The 18247-nt window shown below is 46.6% G+C and carries 15 protein-coding genes; all 15 read right to left on the bottom strand.

Translation table 11 applies throughout. The features are described from left to right. Positions 1-20: 20 nt before the first annotated feature. Positions 21-1331 carry a 4-aminobutyrate--2-oxoglutarate transaminase gene (gene gabT / locus LUCIF_RS04675; RefSeq protein WP_122626716.1) on the bottom strand — a complete coding sequence of 437 codons (1311 nt, stop codon included), beginning with the start codon at positions 1329-1331 and terminating at the stop codon, positions 21-23. 263 nt (positions 1332-1594) lie between these two features. After that, positions 1595-3544: a glycoside hydrolase family 127 protein gene (locus tag LUCIF_RS04670; protein WP_122626715.1), complete on the bottom strand. Its 1950-nt coding sequence runs from the start codon at positions 3542-3544 to the stop codon at positions 1595-1597. Positions 3545-3612: 68 nt separating this feature from the next. Further along, positions 3613-4725 (bottom strand): ABC transporter ATP-binding protein, encoded by a 1113-nt coding sequence (locus LUCIF_RS04665; protein WP_122626714.1) that lies wholly within the window; start codon positions 4723-4725, stop codon positions 3613-3615. A gap of 30 nt (positions 4726-4755) precedes the next feature. After that, positions 4756-5601, bottom strand: coding sequence for a carbohydrate ABC transporter permease (locus tag LUCIF_RS04660; protein WP_122626713.1), 846 nt, complete (start codon positions 5599-5601; stop codon positions 4756-4758). Next, a complete protein-coding gene (locus LUCIF_RS04655; RefSeq protein ID WP_122626712.1) occupies positions 5598-6506 on the bottom strand; it encodes a carbohydrate ABC transporter permease in 909 nt (302 codons plus the stop codon). The genes LUCIF_RS04660 and LUCIF_RS04655 overlap by 4 nt, the downstream gene beginning before the upstream one ends. Before the next feature lie 71 nt (positions 6507-6577). Further along, on the bottom strand, positions 6578-7828 hold the full coding sequence (locus tag LUCIF_RS04650) for an ABC transporter substrate-binding protein (protein WP_122626711.1): 1251 nt from the start codon (positions 7826-7828) through the stop codon (positions 6578-6580). A 105-nt stretch (positions 7829-7933) separates the two neighbouring features. Then, on the bottom strand, positions 7934-8695 hold the full coding sequence (locus LUCIF_RS04645; RefSeq protein ID WP_122626710.1) for a response regulator transcription factor: 762 nt from the start codon (positions 8693-8695) through the stop codon (positions 7934-7936). Positions 8696-8705: 10 nt separating this feature from the next. Continuing rightward, a complete protein-coding gene (locus LUCIF_RS04640; RefSeq protein ID WP_207856986.1) occupies positions 8706-10622 on the bottom strand; it encodes a cache domain-containing sensor histidine kinase in 1917 nt (638 codons plus the stop codon). A 124-nt stretch (positions 10623-10746) separates the two neighbouring features. Further along, a complete protein-coding gene (locus LUCIF_RS04635) occupies positions 10747-12738 on the bottom strand; it encodes a glycoside hydrolase family 31 protein (protein ID WP_122626708.1) in 1992 nt (663 codons plus the stop codon). 389 nt (positions 12739-13127) lie between these two features. Continuing rightward, on the bottom strand, positions 13128-13424 hold the full coding sequence (locus LUCIF_RS04630; protein ID WP_122626707.1) for a CC/Se motif family (seleno)protein: 297 nt from the start codon (positions 13422-13424) through the stop codon (positions 13128-13130). A 47-nt stretch (positions 13425-13471) separates the two neighbouring features. After that, positions 13472-14929, bottom strand: a complete 1458-nt coding sequence (gene pntB, locus LUCIF_RS04625; RefSeq protein WP_122626706.1) for a Re/Si-specific NAD(P)(+) transhydrogenase subunit beta — start codon at positions 14927-14929, stop codon at positions 13472-13474. A gap of 12 nt (positions 14930-14941) precedes the next feature. Further along, positions 14942-16474 carry a Re/Si-specific NAD(P)(+) transhydrogenase subunit alpha gene (locus tag LUCIF_RS04620; RefSeq protein ID WP_122626705.1) on the bottom strand — a complete coding sequence of 511 codons (1533 nt, stop codon included), beginning with the start codon at positions 16472-16474 and terminating at the stop codon, positions 14942-14944. 78 nt (positions 16475-16552) lie between these two features. Beyond that, positions 16553-16762 (bottom strand): heavy-metal-associated domain-containing protein, encoded by a 210-nt coding sequence (locus LUCIF_RS04615; RefSeq protein ID WP_122626704.1) that lies wholly within the window; start codon positions 16760-16762, stop codon positions 16553-16555. Positions 16763-16998: 236 nt separating this feature from the next. Beyond that, positions 16999-17625, bottom strand: coding sequence for a ferredoxin-like domain-containing protein (locus LUCIF_RS04610; protein WP_122626703.1), 627 nt, complete (start codon positions 17623-17625; stop codon positions 16999-17001). Positions 17626-17642: 17 nt separating this feature from the next. Continuing rightward, complete coding sequence (queF, locus tag LUCIF_RS04605) at positions 17643-18140, bottom strand: preQ(1) synthase (RefSeq protein ID WP_122626702.1); 498 nt, start codon at positions 18138-18140, stop codon at positions 17643-17645. Between the last annotated feature and the right edge of the window lie 107 nt (positions 18141-18247).

The following is an 18247-nucleotide window of genomic DNA, read 5'->3' as shown; positions in this document are numbered from 1 at the left end:
ATATCAGGGTTCGTTTTGTTTTATTCTGCGGCTTTTACAATACTTTGTTCCAGAATCGTAAGCCCGCGGTCTAACTGTTCGTCGGTCACAACGAGCGGAATCAGCAGGCGGATGACATTCCCGAAGATTCCGGCGCTAATAAGGAGCAACCCTTGCTCTAAGCAGAGTTTAATCACTCTGGCCGTCAACTTTTTATCCGGCGTCTTGCTCTGCCGGTCTTTCACCAATTCAATGCCGATCATGGCGCCAACCCCTCTGACATCGCCAATGAAATTGCATTTTTCCTGCAATGCTTTCAGCCTTCCCATGCAGGTATCGCCAATTTGCTTAGCCCGGTTGCAAAGATCCTGCTCTTCAATATACTTTATTGTTTCCAGCCCGGCCACGCAGGCCAGCGGATTGCCGCCATAAGTCCCGCCGATACTGCCGGCAACCGGAACATCCATAATTGCCGCTTTTCCGGTTACGGCGCTTAAGGGAACCCCGGCGGCAATGGATTTGGCAGTCGTCATCAGGTCCGGCTCCACACCCCAGTTCTCAATAGCAAACATTTTTCCCGACCGGGCAAAGCCGGTCTGTACTTCATCCGCAATAAACAAAATGCCGTTTTTCTCGCAAATGGCCTTGAGCCCCGGCAGGAATTCCGGCGGCGGTACAATAAAACCGCCTTCACCCTGTATCGGCTCGATAATCAGCGCCGCAATATGATCCGCATCAATTTCCGCCGTAAAGAGCCGTTCGAAATTCTCCAGACAGTGCAAACCGCAGCCGGGATACGCAGCATTATAATGACAGCGGTAACAATACGCCGACGGTACTTTATAAAGTTCCGCCGGGAACGGACCGAACCCATACTTATACGGCTTCACCTTGCTGGTCAGTCCCATCGTCATAAACGTCCGGCCATGAAACGCGCATTCAAAGGAGATAATACCGGTTTTCTCTGTAGCGCGGCGGACAATTTTCACCGCATTTTCCACGGCTTCCGCCCCGCTATTCACAAACATCGTCTTTTTCGGTCCCGCCCCCGGCATCAGCGCATTCATTTTTTCCGCTAATGCGACATACGGTTCGTACATAACCGTGGGAAAGAAGGAATGCAAAAGCTTTCCTGCTTGCTGCTGAACCGCTTTTACGACCGGCGGCGGACAGTGGCCAATGTTCAAAACCCCAATTCCGGCATAAAAATCCAGATACTCTTTTCCTTCCACATCCGTAATCACCGCGCCGCTGGCCCTTTCGGCAAAAATGGATGTCGCATTCGCAATCCCACTTGCCACTGCGGCCTGTTTGCGTTTTAACAACGTTTCGCTTTTACTTTCCGCGCTCATCGTAACTACCCCCTTATGGAAAGCCCAAGAAAAGAAAAAGCCGAAACCATATCTTTCGATACAATTTAGGCCTCATTGCCGCTTTCATCTTATCTTCAGGCACTTTATGAGTTCAAATATCCTGGTTATATCGTAACACTTCCCGCCGCCACCGTCTATGTGAACATCCTACAAAAAAGTTGCCGTTTTTTTGTATAAAACAGCTAAATCCTATCGCATAAAACAGCCCGTTCTAATCGGCAGTTCCAGATCCACCACCCGCATTATATTGGGCGGAATGCTTTGCTAACCCAAACTAGCATCTCATTTCCCGGTTGTCTATTACCCCATAAATAATAAGGAATAGCTTTAATGGCCTTGTGTTTAGCCGGATACTCTCCGAACTGATATAAATGCTTCTCGCCGATACCCCCCCCATACCATTTCGCATTTCCTGTAATAACAACCGTTCCATCAAACAAATCCTCATCAAATTTCGCCGCCAAACCGGCGTTGGTTTCCAGCATAACTTCGGCTAATCCTTTACCGTTATCCGCCTCCTCCAGGCAATAGATCAACGGCCCGCGTTGGATTGCCACCTTGCCTATGTTCTCGCGAACCCTCGGGTGAGCATGCACAATCTCCACAGGCATAGCCAGCGTTAAAGTGATTTCATCATTGTCTATCCATTCTCGCGACAACACGGCATAGCCGTCCTCTATTGTCAGAAAATCCATTTTTTCTCCGTTGACGGCAAGCTGATATTGCCTGCACCAGCCCGGGACTCTCAATGCCAGCGTAAATTTCTGTTTTTCCGCTACTGTCAACGAAATGCTAATTGTTCCATCCCAAGGATAGTTGCTGCTTTGTTTTATCATTACAGTTTTTCCGTCGATATCAAATTGCGCATTACTGCTTATATATAAATGAGTATAGATGGCAGACTCTTGTTGTGAATATATATATTGACCCAGCGAAGCTACCAGGCGCGCAATGTTAGGCGGGCAGCAGGCACAGCCAAACCACTCCTGCCGCTCGGTCTTAACATGTTCACAATCATACCGGTTCATTGCCACTTCCGGAATCACTTCCAGTGGATTTACATAAAAATAGCGTTTTCCGTCCATCGAAATACCGCTCAGCGCTCCATTGTACAATGACCGTTCCAGCACATCGGCGTAGCGACGATCGGGATTCAATAACAACATGCGCTGCGCCCAAAAAATCAAACCGATAGCTGCACAAGTCTCGGTATAAGCCCGATCATTCGGCAAGTCATAATCCACGGTGAACCGTTCGGCATGCCCCTGCGATCCCAGACCGCCGGTAATATACATCTTCCGTGTGGTTGTATTGTCCCAGAGTTTATCCAAAGCAGCCAAAAAGGAATCATCACCGGTTTCTCTTGCCAAATCAGCCATTGCGGAATACAAGTACATCGCCCGGACCGAATGCCCCTCCGCCGTCGTTTGCTCCCGCACCGGCATATGCGCTTGATGATACGCCAAATCAAACCACTTGTCTTTATATATATTGCCAAACGTAGGTTCATTCTGCAAAAAACATGGCTGCTTGCCCCGCTCATCGACAAAGTATTGACTCAACCGCAAATACTGTTCTTCGCCTGTGGCCTTGTACAGCCTGACTAAAGCCAGTTCAATTTCCTCATGTCCGCAGTATATCTTTCGTTTTCCCTCTTCCGGACCCATAACAGAATCAATATAGTCCACATACCGGCACATAATATCGAGAAACTTTCTTTTGCCTGTCGCGCTGTTATAAGCCACGGCGGCCTCAATGAGATGCCCGGCACAATACAGTTCATGGCCAAAGGAAAGATCCGTCCAGCGTTCCCCCGGGTTAGCGGCGATAAAATAGGTATTGAGATAACCGTCCTCTTGCTGCGCTTTGCCTATTAATTCAACCACTTCATCCATAATGGCTTCTAACTTGCTACTCGGGTAGGTCACCAAACTATAACTTGCAGCTTCCATCCACTTGGCCACATCGCTGTCCTGAAAAACCATCCCATAAAAATCACCACGGATTTCACCTGCGGCGATCCGGAAGTTTTCGATGGCATGGCTCGGCTCAGCCCCGTCAATCGTATCGTTCAAAGCTTCCCATTGATACGGAATAACTTCTTCCGCTATAAGTTTAATTCGTCTGCTCCAAAAGCGATCATGAATACGAACGTTTTGCAGCAATATCGGCTTATGTGTATTCCTGTTCATTCATTCCACTCCTGCCCTGCCTTGTTCACGGCTCATAAATCCATCACACTAATCCATTTTATAAAAAGTTAGTCGGCAATAATCCGCTGCTGGCTGTCTTTGTCAAAAAAGTGGGCCATATTCATATTAAAACCAATCGTAATGACATCACCGGCATTAACATTGATGCGGGCATTAAATCTGGCGATAATTGACTGGTCGCCCAATTGCATATAACAATAACTTTCCGCACCCATTCGCTCTATCAGTTCGATTTTTACGTCCACACAAATTTGCGGCAAGTTTTCCAGAACCACAAGCTCATCATAAATATTTTCCGGACGTATGCCCATAATGACATCTTTATTGAAGTAAGCCGAATCAATCTTCTTGCGAATCCCCTCAGGAACCGGAAGCTTGCAGCAGCCGACGTTCATATACAACTGATTGTCTTCCAGCCCCAGTCTTCCGTTAATAAAATTCATTTGCGGACTGCCGATAAAACCGGCGACAAACATATTAACCGGATGATCGTAGATATTCTGTGGCGTACCGATTTGCTGAACAATACCGTCTTTCATGACTACGATCCGAGTGCCCATAGTCATGGCTTCTATTTGATCATGAGTTACATAAATAAAGGTTGTCTGTAATTTTTTATGCAGCTTGGAAATCTCTGTCCGCATGTGCACTCTTAATTTTGCATCCAAATTGGATAAGGGCTCATCCATTAAAAAAACTTTGGGATGACGGACAATGGCTCTGCCTAACGCGACCCGTTGCCGTTGCCCGCCGGATAACGCCTTGGGCTTTCTGTCCAACATACCCTCAATACCTAAGATAGCGGCCGCCGCGCGTACCCGTTTATCAATTTCGTCTTGGGAAGTCTTTTTCATTTTTAAGGCGAACGCCATGTTTTCATACACTGTCATATGCGGATACAACGCATAACTTTGAAACACCATCGCGATATCCCGCTCTTTCGGCGGTGCTTCATTGACAAGCTTGCCGTCAATATAAAGTTCACCTGCTGAAATCTCTTCCAGTCCGGCTACCATTCTAAGCGTCGTCGACTTACCGCAGCCGGACGGTCCTACCAGAACCAGGAACTCCTTATCGGCAATTTCAATACAGCAATCGTTCACTACCGTATTGCCGCCCGGATATGTTTTGCAAATATTTTTCAGCGTAACGCTAGCCATTTCTATACCTCCGCAACAATCATTTCAAAATTATTCTTTCACCGCGCCGTTCGTAAGTCCACTAACAATATACTTTTGCAAGGTAACAAAGATTACGACAACAGGCAGAACCAGCATCGTCCCAAATGCCATAATTTTATTCCATTCCATTCCATATTTGCCCATGAAATTATAGATGGTGGCCGTCATCGGCCGCATTTCCGGCGAACTGGTAAAAGTCAGAGCAAAGGCCAGATCCCCCCAGGCAAATAAAAAGGAAAAGGCAGCGGCCATAATTAATCCGGGATAGGATATAGGCAGCATAATGCGGATGAATGCCGTAAAAGTGTTGCAGCCGTCAATTTTGGCCGAATCTTCCAGCTCCTTAGGCAGGCTCAAAAAATACGTACGCAAAATTAATACGATAAACGGAATGGATATAGTAGCGTCTGATAATGCCGGAGCCAGATACGTATTGAGAATTCCCATGTTCTTATAAATCAAAAACATCGGTGTCAGAATTAAGGTAACCGGCAACATCTGGGTAACCAAAAACAGCATAATGAATAACTTAGCCCCCCGCATGGGAAACCGGGCCAAACCATACGCCGCAGGCACCGCCAGGATAAACGACAATACGGTGGACATAATGGCTACAATACTGCTGTTGGCAAACGCCCGTATGATATTGCTCTCGCCGCTAAACTGGCTGATATAGGCATCCAATGTCAGAACATGGGGTATATAGGTCGGGTGTGAGGCAAAAATCTCCACATCCGGCTTGAACGAGCAAGCTACAATCCAATATAAAGGAAAGAGAAAAATCACTCCAATAACGACAGCAACTACACTCAATAGGATATTTCGCTGTTTTTCCGTTAAGTAAATCGGATTCAATTGATCACCTCATCCTTACGAATTAGTTTGAGGTAACCCAGGCTTACAACAAACAAAATCAAGAATAGTACATTAGCAATTGCCGCCGCCTTGCTAAAGGAAAATTGAGCAAAACCCATTTTGTAGGCATAGGTTGACATAAGCTCTGTAGCCACCACCGGACCGCCGCCGGTAGCCACATATACCAAATCGAATACTTTAAAAGTATAAATAAAACCGAGAATAACGACAGATAAAATCGCCGGCCGGAGCTGAGGCAGCGTGATGTAAAAAAATCGCTGCCAGGCGTTAGCCCCGTCTACTTCCGCTGCTTCATACAGACTTTTGGAAATATTGCTTAACCCGGTGGTCAATAAAATCATATTAAACGGAATGCCTACCCATGTATTGGCAAGTATTACCCCCCATAAGGCCGTCTTTTGATCAATTAACCAACCAACGGGTTTGGCGATAAGATGCAGACGCATCAGCAAATCATTTATGACCCCGCCGCTTGGACTTAACATAAATTTGGAAAGCAAAGCCACAACCGTCATCGGAACCATCCAAGCCACAACCATCAAGCCGCGCATGGGCTTTGCCAGAGGGAAGTTCAGGTTAAAAAATAATGCCAGGGCAAAACCAATCACAAACTGCAAGAAAATACTGCCTATCGTAAATAGAAATGTATTCCAGATACTAATTTTCATCGTGGGATCGGCAAATATGTCCGTATAATTTTTCATACCGACAAACTCTTGCGTCTGCTGTCCGATTGTCATTACATCCACATGATATACGCTCAAAATAAAATTATAGATAATGGGATAACCCACAAAGGCAATCATAAACAACAAGGCCGGTATAACAAAGGCATAGCCTCGCCGTTCCGCTTTTATGTAATCGCTGCTGTATTTTTTGCGCAAAACCTTTCACCACCTATACTTTGTAATAAAGTGCCTTGTAACAAGGCACTTTATTACAATTATAAATTCATTTACTTCAGTACATTGCTAACCTTAGCCTCTGCAGCTTTTGCCGCTTGCTCCGGTTTCATTTGGTTTGTAAAACACTCCTGCATAGCGGTATAGATAGCTTCTGAGACCTCAGGCCATTTTGGTTCCGGCCCACGCGGCATTGCATATTTCATTTCTTCGACGAATACTTTCATAATTGGATCAGAATTCAATTTAGCACTCCCTTCCGCCCAGTCTTTTCTGGAGGGAATATAGCCAATGCTGTCCAAAATCGGATTAAGGTTTTCCGGTTTCATGAGAAACTTAACGAACTCCCAAGCTTCAGCCTCATGGTGTCCTTTAATAATACTCAAGTTTTCTCCACCAAGAACGGATGCATACTGTTTATCTTTGGGTAATAAAACAACACCATACTTCAAATTAGGCGCGTCAGCTTTGATAACCGGAAGCTGCCACGGCCCGTTTTCCATCATAGCAGTCTTACCTGTAGCAAATTGTTTTTCCACATCTGTTTGTGTCCAGTTAATACACTCTTTGCTCAAGGAACCGTCATTTATTAAATCAGTAACGAATTGGAACCCTTTTATTCCTTCCGCGCTATCTAATCTATCAAAGCTCGCTCCCGGAGAAAGGATCCAAGGCAGCATTTGAAACGTGCCCTCTTCATTTTTTATCCCGCTCATTGCAAAACCATAAGTACCATCTTTTGTTAACTTTTTAGCATCTGCCCGCAGTTCATCCCAGGTTGACGGCGGAGTAATTCCGGCCGCTTTTAACATGTCTATATTGTAGAACAAAGCAACACAGTTGCTTCCCAACGGGATTCCATAATATTTACCATTGACCGTGTTGGATTTAAGCGGCCCGGGATAGTAAGCATCTTTTTTTACATCCGGTGAATTTACTTTGTCTGTAATGTCTGCCAATAAACCCATAGCGGCAAATGAAGGAGTATCTGGATTGTCCAGAAAAACCAGATCGGGTAACTTGTTTGCTACCATACCGATAGAAAGCTGTTTTGTCAATTCATTTCTCGGCAAAAATTCCATTTTTATGGTGATTTTATCCTGGGAAGAATTGAATTTTTGCGCCACTTCATTCAATGCTTTTTGCTGCGGCGGCAATTCATAGTAATGCCAAAGTGTCAGAGTCACTTTTCCTCCCTTTTTGGCTTCCCCCCCGGTCTTTGTACTTCCGCCGCAGCCCGCGAACAAAGCTGCACTAAGGGCTAACATCGCTATCAAGGCCGCCAGTTTTGTCCATTTACCCATTTGCATTCCTCCTATTTTACCCCTCCAACTTTTTCATGTTCAGTATACCTGCTTTTCGTCATGATTGTTATTCCACGATTCTAAGAAAGGTGTACAATCTTGTTGTTAAATTTTATGAATAATCAAATATTTTTTCGGGCAAATTCCCGTAACTTCTTTAAACATCTTATTGAAATACTTGGGATCTTTATAGCCCACCCGTTCACCAATTTCATAAAGTTTCAGACTGCCTTCCATGATTAATTTCTCGGCTAATTTTATTCTGTACTCTTTTACATAACTTGAAAAACTCTGTCCGATTTCTTTTGTAAATAAATGACTGATATATTCCGGCGTAACATTTAGCTTTTCTGCCAGTTCTTCCAGCGATATCCTGCCATTATAGTTGTTTTTAATATAATTAACGGTTTTTCGAACCAACAAAGAAGCCGTATCAATACCCGCCTCGTCATTGGCCTGCATTTGCCGGATCAGCTTCGTATTGCAGGTGTTTTTGCCGCCAATTTTCTTTTTCATTTCCTCAAGTACCTTTTTCAAATCTTCGTAAGTGATCGGCTTCAACAGATATTGGGTAACGCCCAAGCTTATACCTTTTTGGGCAAATTTAAATTCCGCATACCCGCTTAAAACAACAAAATACGGATTCATTCCCACTGCCAAAATCTTTTCAATCATATCCAGCCCATTTAATTTGGGCATCTCTATATCCACGAAAATTAAATCTGGCCGTAATGTTGTCGCTAACTTAAATCCCTGTTCGCCATCTGCGGCTTTCCCGCAAACCACATATTCACAACTGATTTTTCCAATTAATTCAGCCAAGCCTTCCCGGGAATTAAATTCATCCTCAACAATTAAGATTTTCATAATTCCTCCTCTAATTCACCAATGGTATCGTCAAAATCACCCTTGTGCCTTTTCCTTCTTCACTCATGACATCAAGACCGGCTTCTTCGCCGTAATAAATCTTAAGCCGGTTCCAGACATTGCTGATTCCTATATTATCTTCCAACTCCTGTTTGAGAATTTGTTCCAACTTGTCTTGCGGTATTCCTGCGCCATTATCGCCAACGGTAATTCTCAATTTATTTTCCGGCTGCCGCTCCATGCCAATATATAATTCTCTGCCACTGTCAAAACCCTTAAAACCGTGGATGATCGCATTCTCCACCAGCGGCTGCAGTAACAGCTTGTATATTTTACATTCCAGCAAAGCTTCATCAATGTCTAATGTAAGCACAAAACTATTGTTAAATCTGACTTGCTGCAGATAAATGTACTTTTTCAACCACTCAATTTCATTATTAATTTCTACTTGCTTGTTGACATTACCAATGCTATAGCGCAATATTTGCGCTAAATTACTCAGCATATTGCTAATTTCATATTCTTCTTTTCTAAGTGCCATCCAATTAATGCAGTCCAGCGTATTATAAAGGAAATGAGGATTGACTTGCGCTACCAGCGCCTTAAGTTCAGCCTCTCGGCGCTTATTGGAAATTTCATATATATATACGCTTTTTTGTTTTATATCAATTACTAATTTATTAATTCTGGCTACCATCTCATTAAACTCATTCCCGATAAAAGCGAGCTCATCTTGTGTCGCCAGCATAATCCGCACACCGAAGTCACCTTTTTTTGCCGCTTTCATCCCATTTACGATACATTGAACAGATTCGTGGAACCTATTGGTGAAAAGGATAATCAGCGTTACCGAAATCAAGATAACCAGTATTGATATCGCCAGGGTCACGTCCCGCAGTATATTTACCTCATAAAACATGCTGTCTTTATCAACAATCGTGATTACCCGCCAGTCCGTCCCTTTGATTGGAGTATCGTTGATAATTACATTTTTGCCAACCAGTTGAGGAATTTGCCTAATGATAAATCCCAATGGATTTATTTTTGCATAACGAGAACCTTGATACATATATTCTTGAATATATGTGCCGATGTATCTTTCATCCTGAAAGGAAATAATTTTACCGTTATTATCAATCACAAACGAGTATATATTAACCTTATTATTGCTTCCAGTCTGGCTCTGCTCTATATTGCAAATACTCTCTAGGTGTCTTTCATCTACACTTAGAATAATGATACCCAGCTCTTCTCTTGTTTTAAGGTTTCGAACTCTCAAACCAATGTGAAATGCGAATTCCTTTCCAGCAGGCGTGAAGATAGAACTAGTCGGTAGAATGACAATGCTATTACTCTCCATTATTTTCGAATAGATCTTACGTTTCTCAGCAATATCGAAACAATCCCACAATGAGTTATAGGCGCTATTATTCCTTTTATCATAGAACGCGCTTTTTAATTCTTCGTTCACAAAGGTAATCGCTCTAATTTCATCTCGCGCTAAGGCATAACTGACAAAATCATCTCTTATTTTGCTTATGGAAGCCGCTTTTTCAAAATCATTGCCTGTATTAAACATCTCCATGTCATGAATCACGCTGTTATCCACGGCAATCCTGTAGGCCGTTTCTTCATAAGAGCTGATATTGGATTCGATACTGGTTTCGATATGAAAAAGATTAATATCTGTAAGCATATTAATCTTTTTTTCAAGATAATAGCGGGAAAGATTATAAGAAATGGTTTGTATCAGGGCAATGGGCAAAATAGATAAAATCACGAACATGATCAATAACTTTACCCTTAGGCTATATCTTCGAAAATTTGCCGCTTCACGCACTTTGCGCCATATCATGCTACTTCTCCCCACATATAAAGATTCTGAATTTATTGTATCATAACAACCCCATTCCTCATCCAGAAGCAAGCGGTAATATTTCTCCTAATCCCATTTTGCTGGATATAACAAAGAAAGGCTTTATTCATGCTCATATAACCCCAGAGGTGTTCCGGATTACCGAGTGAATAAGCCTTCTTAATTTAAAAATACATTACAGCGCCGCTTTGTCCTTGAGAAAAACAGGGATGCTTGACAAAGGGGCGTCACAGTCTATCCATTGTCCGCCATCATATACAACGCCGGAATTATAATCCGTCCAAGCAGCTCCCTCCGGCAGATATACTTTTCTTTGCCGAACAGCTGCCTGCAAAACAGGCGCCACCAGAACATCCGGACCAAACATATATTGGTCATCAATATTCCAACACTCTTCATCAGCAGGAAAATCATAAAAAAGAGGCCGCATCACCGGAGTTCCCTTTTCATGAGCCGCTTTCATCAACTCTGAAATATACGGCCGCATATGTTCCCGCAAAAACATATACTTTTTGAATATTTCATAGGCTTCTTCGCCATAGCTCCATACTTCATTGCCCGCACCGCTATTACACAGGCCGCCGCCTTTTGTACCCAACGGCTCGGAATGCGGTTCCCGATCCCCGTGCAGACGAAAAACAGGACAAAAGGCGCCATACTGGAACCACCGGACAATGCATTCTCTAAAGCTTGGATCATTCGGATCGCCGCCATGGAAGCCCCCTATGTCGGTCGTCCACCACGGAATACCTGCCAAGCCCATATTAAGCCCGGCAATAAATTGATTCCGCAGCGATTCAAAACTGGAGTCGATATCACCGGACCATACCAGGGCCCCGTAGCGCTGACTTCCTGCCCAGGCACAGCGCAGCAAATTAATGACATTCTTCTGACCGGCCGCCGTCATCCCATCAAAAAATGTTTTGGCATGCATGACCGGATACAGATTGCCGATCTGCAGATTCGGTCCCAAATAATAGCGATACAAGTCATAGTCATATACGGAGTATTCCGGCTCGGCTTCGTCCAGCCAGAATATCCGGATCCCTTTGTCGTAATAATTCTTTTTCGCCTTCTGCCAAACAAAGTCACGTGCTCCCGGATTGGTAGGGTCATAAAATACAGTATTGCCCAAAAAATCCATCGTGGTTCGAATCCCCCGGTCGACCCTCACTAAATAGCCCTTTTGCAGCATTTCCTGATAATTTTCACTGCATTTGTCCACTGTCGGCCAAATGGAAACCATCAACTCGATTCCCATTTCTTTTAGCTCCGCAACCATTCCTTCCGGGTCCGGCCAATAATCCAAATCGAATTTCCATTCTCCTTGCAAAGGCCAATGGAAAAAGTCGGCCACAATGACTGAAATGGGTAAGTCTCTGTGTTTATATTCCCGCGCTACCGCCAAAAGTTCATCCTGTGTCTGATAGCGCAGCTTGCATTGCCAAAAACCCATGGCGTATTCCGGCATCATGGGTACGGTTCCGGTGGCCTTGGCATAAGCTTCTTCTATTTCAGCCGGTGTGTCTCCCGCTGTAATCCAGAAATCCAACTGTTTTGTTGACCTTGCTGTCCATTCGGTGCAATTCTTACCGAAGGTTACCTGTCCTATGGCCGGATTATTCCACAAAAACCCATAACCTAAGCTTGACAGGGCAAAGGGCACACTGGCCTGCGAGTTGCGGTGAGCTAACTCCAGTGTACAATTTTTAATATCCAAATAAGGCTGTTGATACTGGCCCATACCGAAGATTTTTTCATTCGGATCCGACTCAAACCGCACAGTAAGTTGATAGTCCCCGCCCAAAATCGGCTTAAATTCCCGTGCATCGATATTTAACGCACTGCAAAAGGCTTTAATGTCATTGCGATTACGGACGTATTCCTCTAAAATAACCTTGTCCTTGTGATTAAAAAAAGTAATTTTGCCGGCAGCAGTAACCTCAGCCCGTATCTTACCGTTTTGAATCTCTGCTTTTGCCTCTTCAATGACAATCCTGGCGTTACTCTTTGCTTGTGGAAGCAGTGCCCAATCTTCTGCCGGCATAGCCGCCAAATGGGTTGCTCTTACGCGCAGGCTGTTGTCTCCCCATGGCTCTATCCACAAAATTTCGCTGTCATACTGACGTATAAGCCGGTTCCCGCTAATCATAAATAAACGATTCATTCAGCCGCCCCCCTGAAAACCATTTTCGCTCCAACCACCGGGTATGATTTTATTTTACCGCCTAAATTTTCAAAATTATATTCCATAATCCTAAGAAAGGTGTACAATGATGCAATCATTTTTTTCTGAACCCATACTTTAAGAAAATAACCGAACTAGAAATTGCATTACGACAACAAATTTCCGGCTTTTCCGCTGGCCATATATACGATGATCTGCGATAGCGGAAGCCTAGATAATAAAAAGAACCCCAGTTAATGAATGCAACTCATTAACTGGGGTTCTGCTGTATTATTATGCATATTTTGTGGCGACAATGTAAAAAATTTGTGAAATATGTCTGTTATGCAATACCCTGCATAGTTTAATCTATCTGAAGTCTCCATTGATTAATACTCGCCGCTAACCGCCAAGTGTTTGAAAAACAGCAGCTTTTCCGTCTTAACAACCAGACACCGGTACAGCGCGGGCAGATCTTCATGATAGTACACGGTAATCCCGTCCACTGCAGTCTCGCGGTAACTGTGCGTTTTATCAGCCCCTATCCGTCCCAGCCGTGTGGACGGCACCTGGGCGTCCCCGACGCAGCAGCTGCCGGGGCGTTTGACAATCTCAATGGTCACGGCCTTGTCCTTATTCTTTTCCATTATATAATTGCGGGCATCCGGCTCCAAAATAATATCCATTTTAAAACTCCTCCCTTTATGGGCTCTGTCCCACTTTTTCGCAGTCTTTATAACGCCTTCAAAATGGCTTCCACCGTGGCTTTGGCATCACCAAAACACATATAGGTGTTCTCCCGGAAGAACAGCGGGTTCTGCACCCCGGCGTAGCCGGTATTCATCGAACGCTTAAATACGACGACGTTCTGCGCCTTCCATACTTCCAGCACCGGCATACCGGCAATCGGGCTGGACGGGTCTTCCGCCGCCGCCGGATTGACCGTATCGTTGGCCCCAATGACCAGTACCGTGTCGGTCTCCGGAAAATCCGCGTTGATTTCATCCAGCTCCAGTACAATGTCGTAGGGTACTTTGGCCTCCGCCAGCAGCACATTCATATGACCCGGCAGACGGCCGGCCACGGGATGAATCCCGAAACGCACCTGGATTCCCCGTTCCCGCAGTTTGCGGATAATATCGGCTACCGGGTACTGGGCCTGAGCTACGGCCATGCCATAGCCGGGAGTGATAATTACGGAGCCGGAATTTTTCAGCAAATCCGCCACATCTTCCGGACTCATTTCGCGGTACTCGCCCATTTCCTCTTCCTTCGCCGCACCGCCGCCGGTACCAAATCCGCCGGCAATAACCGAAATAAAGGAACGGTTCATGGCCTTGCACATGATGTAAGAGAGAATGGCGCCGGAAGAACCGACCAAAGCGCCGGTCACAATCAGCAGATCATTGGAGAGCATAAAGCCCGCCGCAGCGGCAGCCCAGCCGGAGTAGGAGTTCAGCATCGAAATGACCACCGGCATATCGGCGCCGCCGATGGAGGCTACCAGATGCCAGCCAAATGCCAGAGCAATGACCGTCATCAGCAGGATGGCGGCGAAGGACCCGCCAATCTGAATGAAATACACCAGCAGCAGGAAAGAGATCACCGCCGCCAGCAGATTCAGTTTATGCCGCAGCGGCAGCATCAGCGGCTTGGAGCTGATCAGCCCGTGCAGTTTGCCAAACGCTACAACCGAGCCAGTAAAGGTCACCGCCCCAATAAACACCCCCAGAAAGATTTCCGTCAGGTGAATGTTCAGCAGCGCGCCGCTCAGTTGAGCAGCAACGGTATGGGTAGCCAATCGGCTAAACGCAGCCTGGCCGGATAGCGGAAAGGCCAGTTGCTGAAAATATCCCGCCGGCAATACTTCGATAAAACTGTTGTAACCGACCAGCACCGCCGCCAGACCGACGAAGCTGTGCAAAATAGCCACCAGTTCCGGCATCTGGGTCATTTCTACCTTCAATGCCAGACGGGTGCCGACCGCCCCGCCAATCGCCATCGCAATCAAAATCAAGGCGACGCCGTGGACGCCCGGCATGGCGACCGTGGCAATCAGGGCAATGGCCATGCCGGTCATGCCATACCGGTTGCCGGCTTTGGCGCTTTCCTGCCGGGACAGTCCGGCCAGGCTTAAGATAAACAAGATCGCGGCAATAATATAAGCAGCCGTAACTAAACCTTGGGACATAGCCTTTCCCCCCTAACCTTTCGTAAACATCTTCAGCATGCGCTGCGTCACGGTGAACCCGCCGATGATATTGACGGTGGCAATCATAACGGCAATAAACGCCAGAACTTTTACCGGCATGGCCGTGCTGCCAATCTGCAGCAGAGCGCCGACTACGATAATGCCGGAGATGGCATTGGTGACCGACATCAGCGGCGTATGCAGGGAATGGGTGACATTCCATACGACGTAATAACCGACAACACAGGCCAGGACAAATACGGTAAAGTGCGATAGAAACTCCGGCGGCGATACATAGCCGACCCATCCGAACAGAGCCAGACCGGCAATACCCAGCCAGTACTTGAGGGAAGATGGCTTGGGTTTCTTTTCAGTTGCCGGCGCTACCGCCGCAGTGTTTTTCTGTGGCGCAGCGCTAACGCGAATCGGCGGCGGCGGAAAGGTTACTTCGCCGTTATGCACTACGCACAGGTTGCGCAGTACCGCATCCTCAAAGTCAAGGTGAATGCTGCCGTCTTTGGCTTTACTCAGCAGTTTCGTCAGGTTCACCAGGTTGGTGGCGTACAACTGGGAAGATTGCGCCGGCAGCCGGCCCGGCAGATCCGTATAGCCAATCACCTTGACACCGGAATCCGTCACCACCATGGTATCCTGCACCGTATATTCGCAATTGCCGCCCGTGGCCGCCGCCATGTCGACAATAACGGAACCCGCTTTCATGCTGTCCACCATGGCCTTCGTGACCAGCTTCGGCGCCGGTTTGCCCGGTATCAGTGCCGTCGTGATAATAATATCCACCTCTTTGGCCTGTTCGGCGAACAAGGCCATTTCGGCCTGAATGAATTCGTCCGACATCACCTTGGCATACCCGTCGGCGGAAGAACCGTCTTCGGTTCCAAAGTCCAGCTTCAGAAATTCGCCGCCCATGGACTCGATTTGCTCCGCTACTTCCAGCCGGGTATCGAAGGCCCGCACGATCGCCCCCAGGGAGCGAGCGGTGCCAATCGCCGCCAGCCCCGCGACCCCGGCGCCGATTACCAGTACTTTGGCCGGCGGCACTTTCCCGGCGGCGGTAATTTGGCCGTTAAAGAAGCGCCCGAAGGCATGCGCCGCTTCCACAACGGCGCGATAACCGCCGATATTGGCCATGGAAGACAACGCGTCCAGCGATTGCGCCCGGGAGATTCGCGGCACCATGTCCATAGCCAGCACATTAATCTTTTTGGCGGCCAGCTTGGTTACTAAATCCGGGTTCTGGGCCGGCCACAAAAAACTAACCAGCGTGGCCCCTTCCTTGACAGCGGCCATTTCCGCATCGTTCGGAGCGTTGACTTTATAGATGATATCCGATTGCCAAACCACATCCCCGGCGGCAATCCCGGCACCGGCGGCCGTATACGCCGCATCGGTAAAGCTGGCCGCTTCCCCGGCGCCGGTTTCAATAACAACCTCGAAGCCCAGTTTTTTCAATTGCCCCACCGTGTTCGGGGTGGCGGCCACCCGTGTTTCCCCGGCCAGGCTTTCTTTGGGAATCCCGATTCGCATATTCTCTACTCCTTTCAAAGGGATATTTACAAAAAAGGACCAATACTGAATTGGTCCTTTGGTGTTTAGCCGATTGGCTTACTCAATGCGGGTAACCTCATAACCGGCATCGGCTACCGCTGCTTTCATTTTTTCAGCACCTACCTCATGGGCCAATTCCACGATGGCAAATTTACCTGCCAGATCAACCTTGGCGGATTTTACGCCGCCTACCTCTTTTAATGCGGTCTCCACATGATTTGCACAATGGCCGCAGCTCATTCCCTCGATAAAAAGTTTTTTGGTCATTGAAATCTTCCTTTCCTGAATTACTGTACTTATTTTTCCTCGGTTCATCCTTTCATTATTCCAAGGATAAACCATCACTTTTTATTTTCTACGGTACCCCGGTACCGTATATTCATATTATAAAATCTTTACTGCCGTTTCGTCAAGACCTTCAATTGCAAAAAAAGACCGCTTTGGACGGTCTTTCGGTAATAGTAATTGGATTTTGGAAAAAGAAATAACAATCCCTGGTTCCTCTATGATTCCTTTGTAACTGCCGCAATCAATTCGTCCCAGCCTGCCCGGTCCAGCGTATCCCCCAGGCGTTCTTTATCTTTTGCATATTGCCGGTAGTAGTCGAGCAATAAACGAATGACCGACGGAATGCGTTCCGCCGGCACGCCGCTGGCAATAATCCGGCCTGCCCGGGCCTGACGCCCTGAATTGCCGCCGGCAACAACCGTAAATCCCTGGGCCGTGCCGAACAGGCCGATATCTTTCACAAAGACCTCAGCACAGCAGTTGGGACAGGCGCTAATGCCGATCCGAACCTTGCCGGGAGTATTCCGGCCAAAAAATTTCCTGTCAAGCAGCAGGCCCAGGGCGGTACTATCCTGCTGCGCCCTGGGGCAGTTCGGCTTGCCGGTACAGACCGTGATTCCCCGAACCGCTTTGGCGGTAAACGATTCCGGCACACTGCCAAGCTCAGCCGCTACTGCTTCCCGGTCAGCCAAGGCAAGACCCATGAGCGTGATGCCATTGCTTGTAAATTTCAGCGTGGTGCCGTATTTTTCGGCAGCCGCAGCAATTTGCCTAAGTTGCTCCGGTGTGGTTAATCCCCCGGGAATATGCGGTGTGAAGGAAAATGTATCCCGTTGATGCATTCAGTAAAAACCTTCTTTCAGCGATTGTCGACCTTGTCCATAAAATGCAGGTCATGTTCACGCAGTCTGTGCCAGGCAAGCTCCTGATACCTGGTATCCGGCTTGCCGTAGTTGCAATACGGATCGATCGAGATGCCGCCGCGGGGAAGGAATTTTCCCCACACTTCAATATAGCGGGGCTGCATGACTTTGATAAGATCCTTCATGATGATATTGACTACGTCTTCATGAAAATCCCCGTGATTACGAAAACTGAGCAAATACAATTTCAACGATTTGCTCTCGACCATCCTGATCTCGGGAATATAGCTGATATAAATCGTGGCAAAGTCCGGCTGGCCCGTAATCGGGCAAAGACTGGTAAATTCCGGGCAATTGAATTTCACCCAATAGTCATTATCCGGATGCTTATTGTCGAAGGTTTCCAGAACCTCCGGCGCATAGGAATAATTGTACTGCGTATTTTGATTGCCCAAAAGAGTAATTCCCGTTAATTCATCCTGGTTTCGCGGCATTTCCATTCTCCTTGTCCAACTTAGAATTCATAAATCATAATAGCATTTTATACCGAAAAATGCCAGCGCCTGTAAACAACAAGCTGCTGGCATTCAAGCAAAATAGG

The organism is Allolucifera butyrica, assembly GCF_900476375.1.
Taxonomy (GTDB): domain Bacteria; phylum Bacillota; class Negativicutes; order Sporomusales; family UPPP01; genus Lucifera; species Lucifera butyrica.
This window is presented reverse-complemented; position numbering and strand designations above follow the sequence as displayed.

Bases quoted from the DNA above. Each gene is read 5' to 3' on its own strand.
- LUCIF_RS04650 (WP_122626711.1), bottom strand. From the start codon at position 7,828: ATGGGTAAATGGACAAAACTGGCGGCCTTGATAGCGATGTTAGCCCTT.
- LUCIF_RS04645 (WP_122626710.1), bottom strand. From the start codon at position 8,695: ATGAAAATCTTAATTGTTGAGGATGAATTTAATTCCCGGGAAGGCTTG.
- queF (WP_122626702.1), bottom strand. From the start codon at position 18,140: ATGCCGCGAAACCAGGATGAATTAACGGGAATTACTCTTTTGGGCAAT.
- LUCIF_RS04630 (WP_122626707.1), bottom strand. From the start codon at position 13,424: ATGGATATTATTTTGGAGCCGGATGCCCGCAATTATATAATGGAAAAG.
- LUCIF_RS04610 (WP_122626703.1), bottom strand. From the start codon at position 17,625: ATGCATCAACGGGATACATTTTCCTTCACACCGCATATTCCCGGGGGA.
- pntB (WP_122626706.1), bottom strand. From the start codon at position 14,929: ATGTCCCAAGGTTTAGTTACGGCTGCTTATATTATTGCCGCGATCTTG.
- LUCIF_RS04670 (WP_122626715.1), bottom strand. From the start codon at position 3,544: ATGAACAGGAATACACATAAGCCGATATTGCTGCAAAACGTTCGTATT.
- LUCIF_RS04635 (WP_122626708.1), bottom strand. From the start codon at position 12,738: ATGAATCGTTTATTTATGATTAGCGGGAACCGGCTTATACGTCAGTAT.
- LUCIF_RS04665 (WP_122626714.1), bottom strand. From the start codon at position 4,725: ATGGCTAGCGTTACGCTGAAAAATATTTGCAAAACATATCCGGGCGGC.
- LUCIF_RS04620 (WP_122626705.1), bottom strand. From the start codon at position 16,474: ATGCGAATCGGGATTCCCAAAGAAAGCCTGGCCGGGGAAACACGGGTG.
- LUCIF_RS04615 (WP_122626704.1), bottom strand. From the start codon at position 16,762: ATGACCAAAAAACTTTTTATCGAGGGAATGAGCTGCGGCCATTGTGCA.
- gabT (WP_122626716.1), bottom strand. From the start codon at position 1,331: ATGAGCGCGGAAAGTAAAAGCGAAACGTTGTTAAAACGCAAACAGGCC.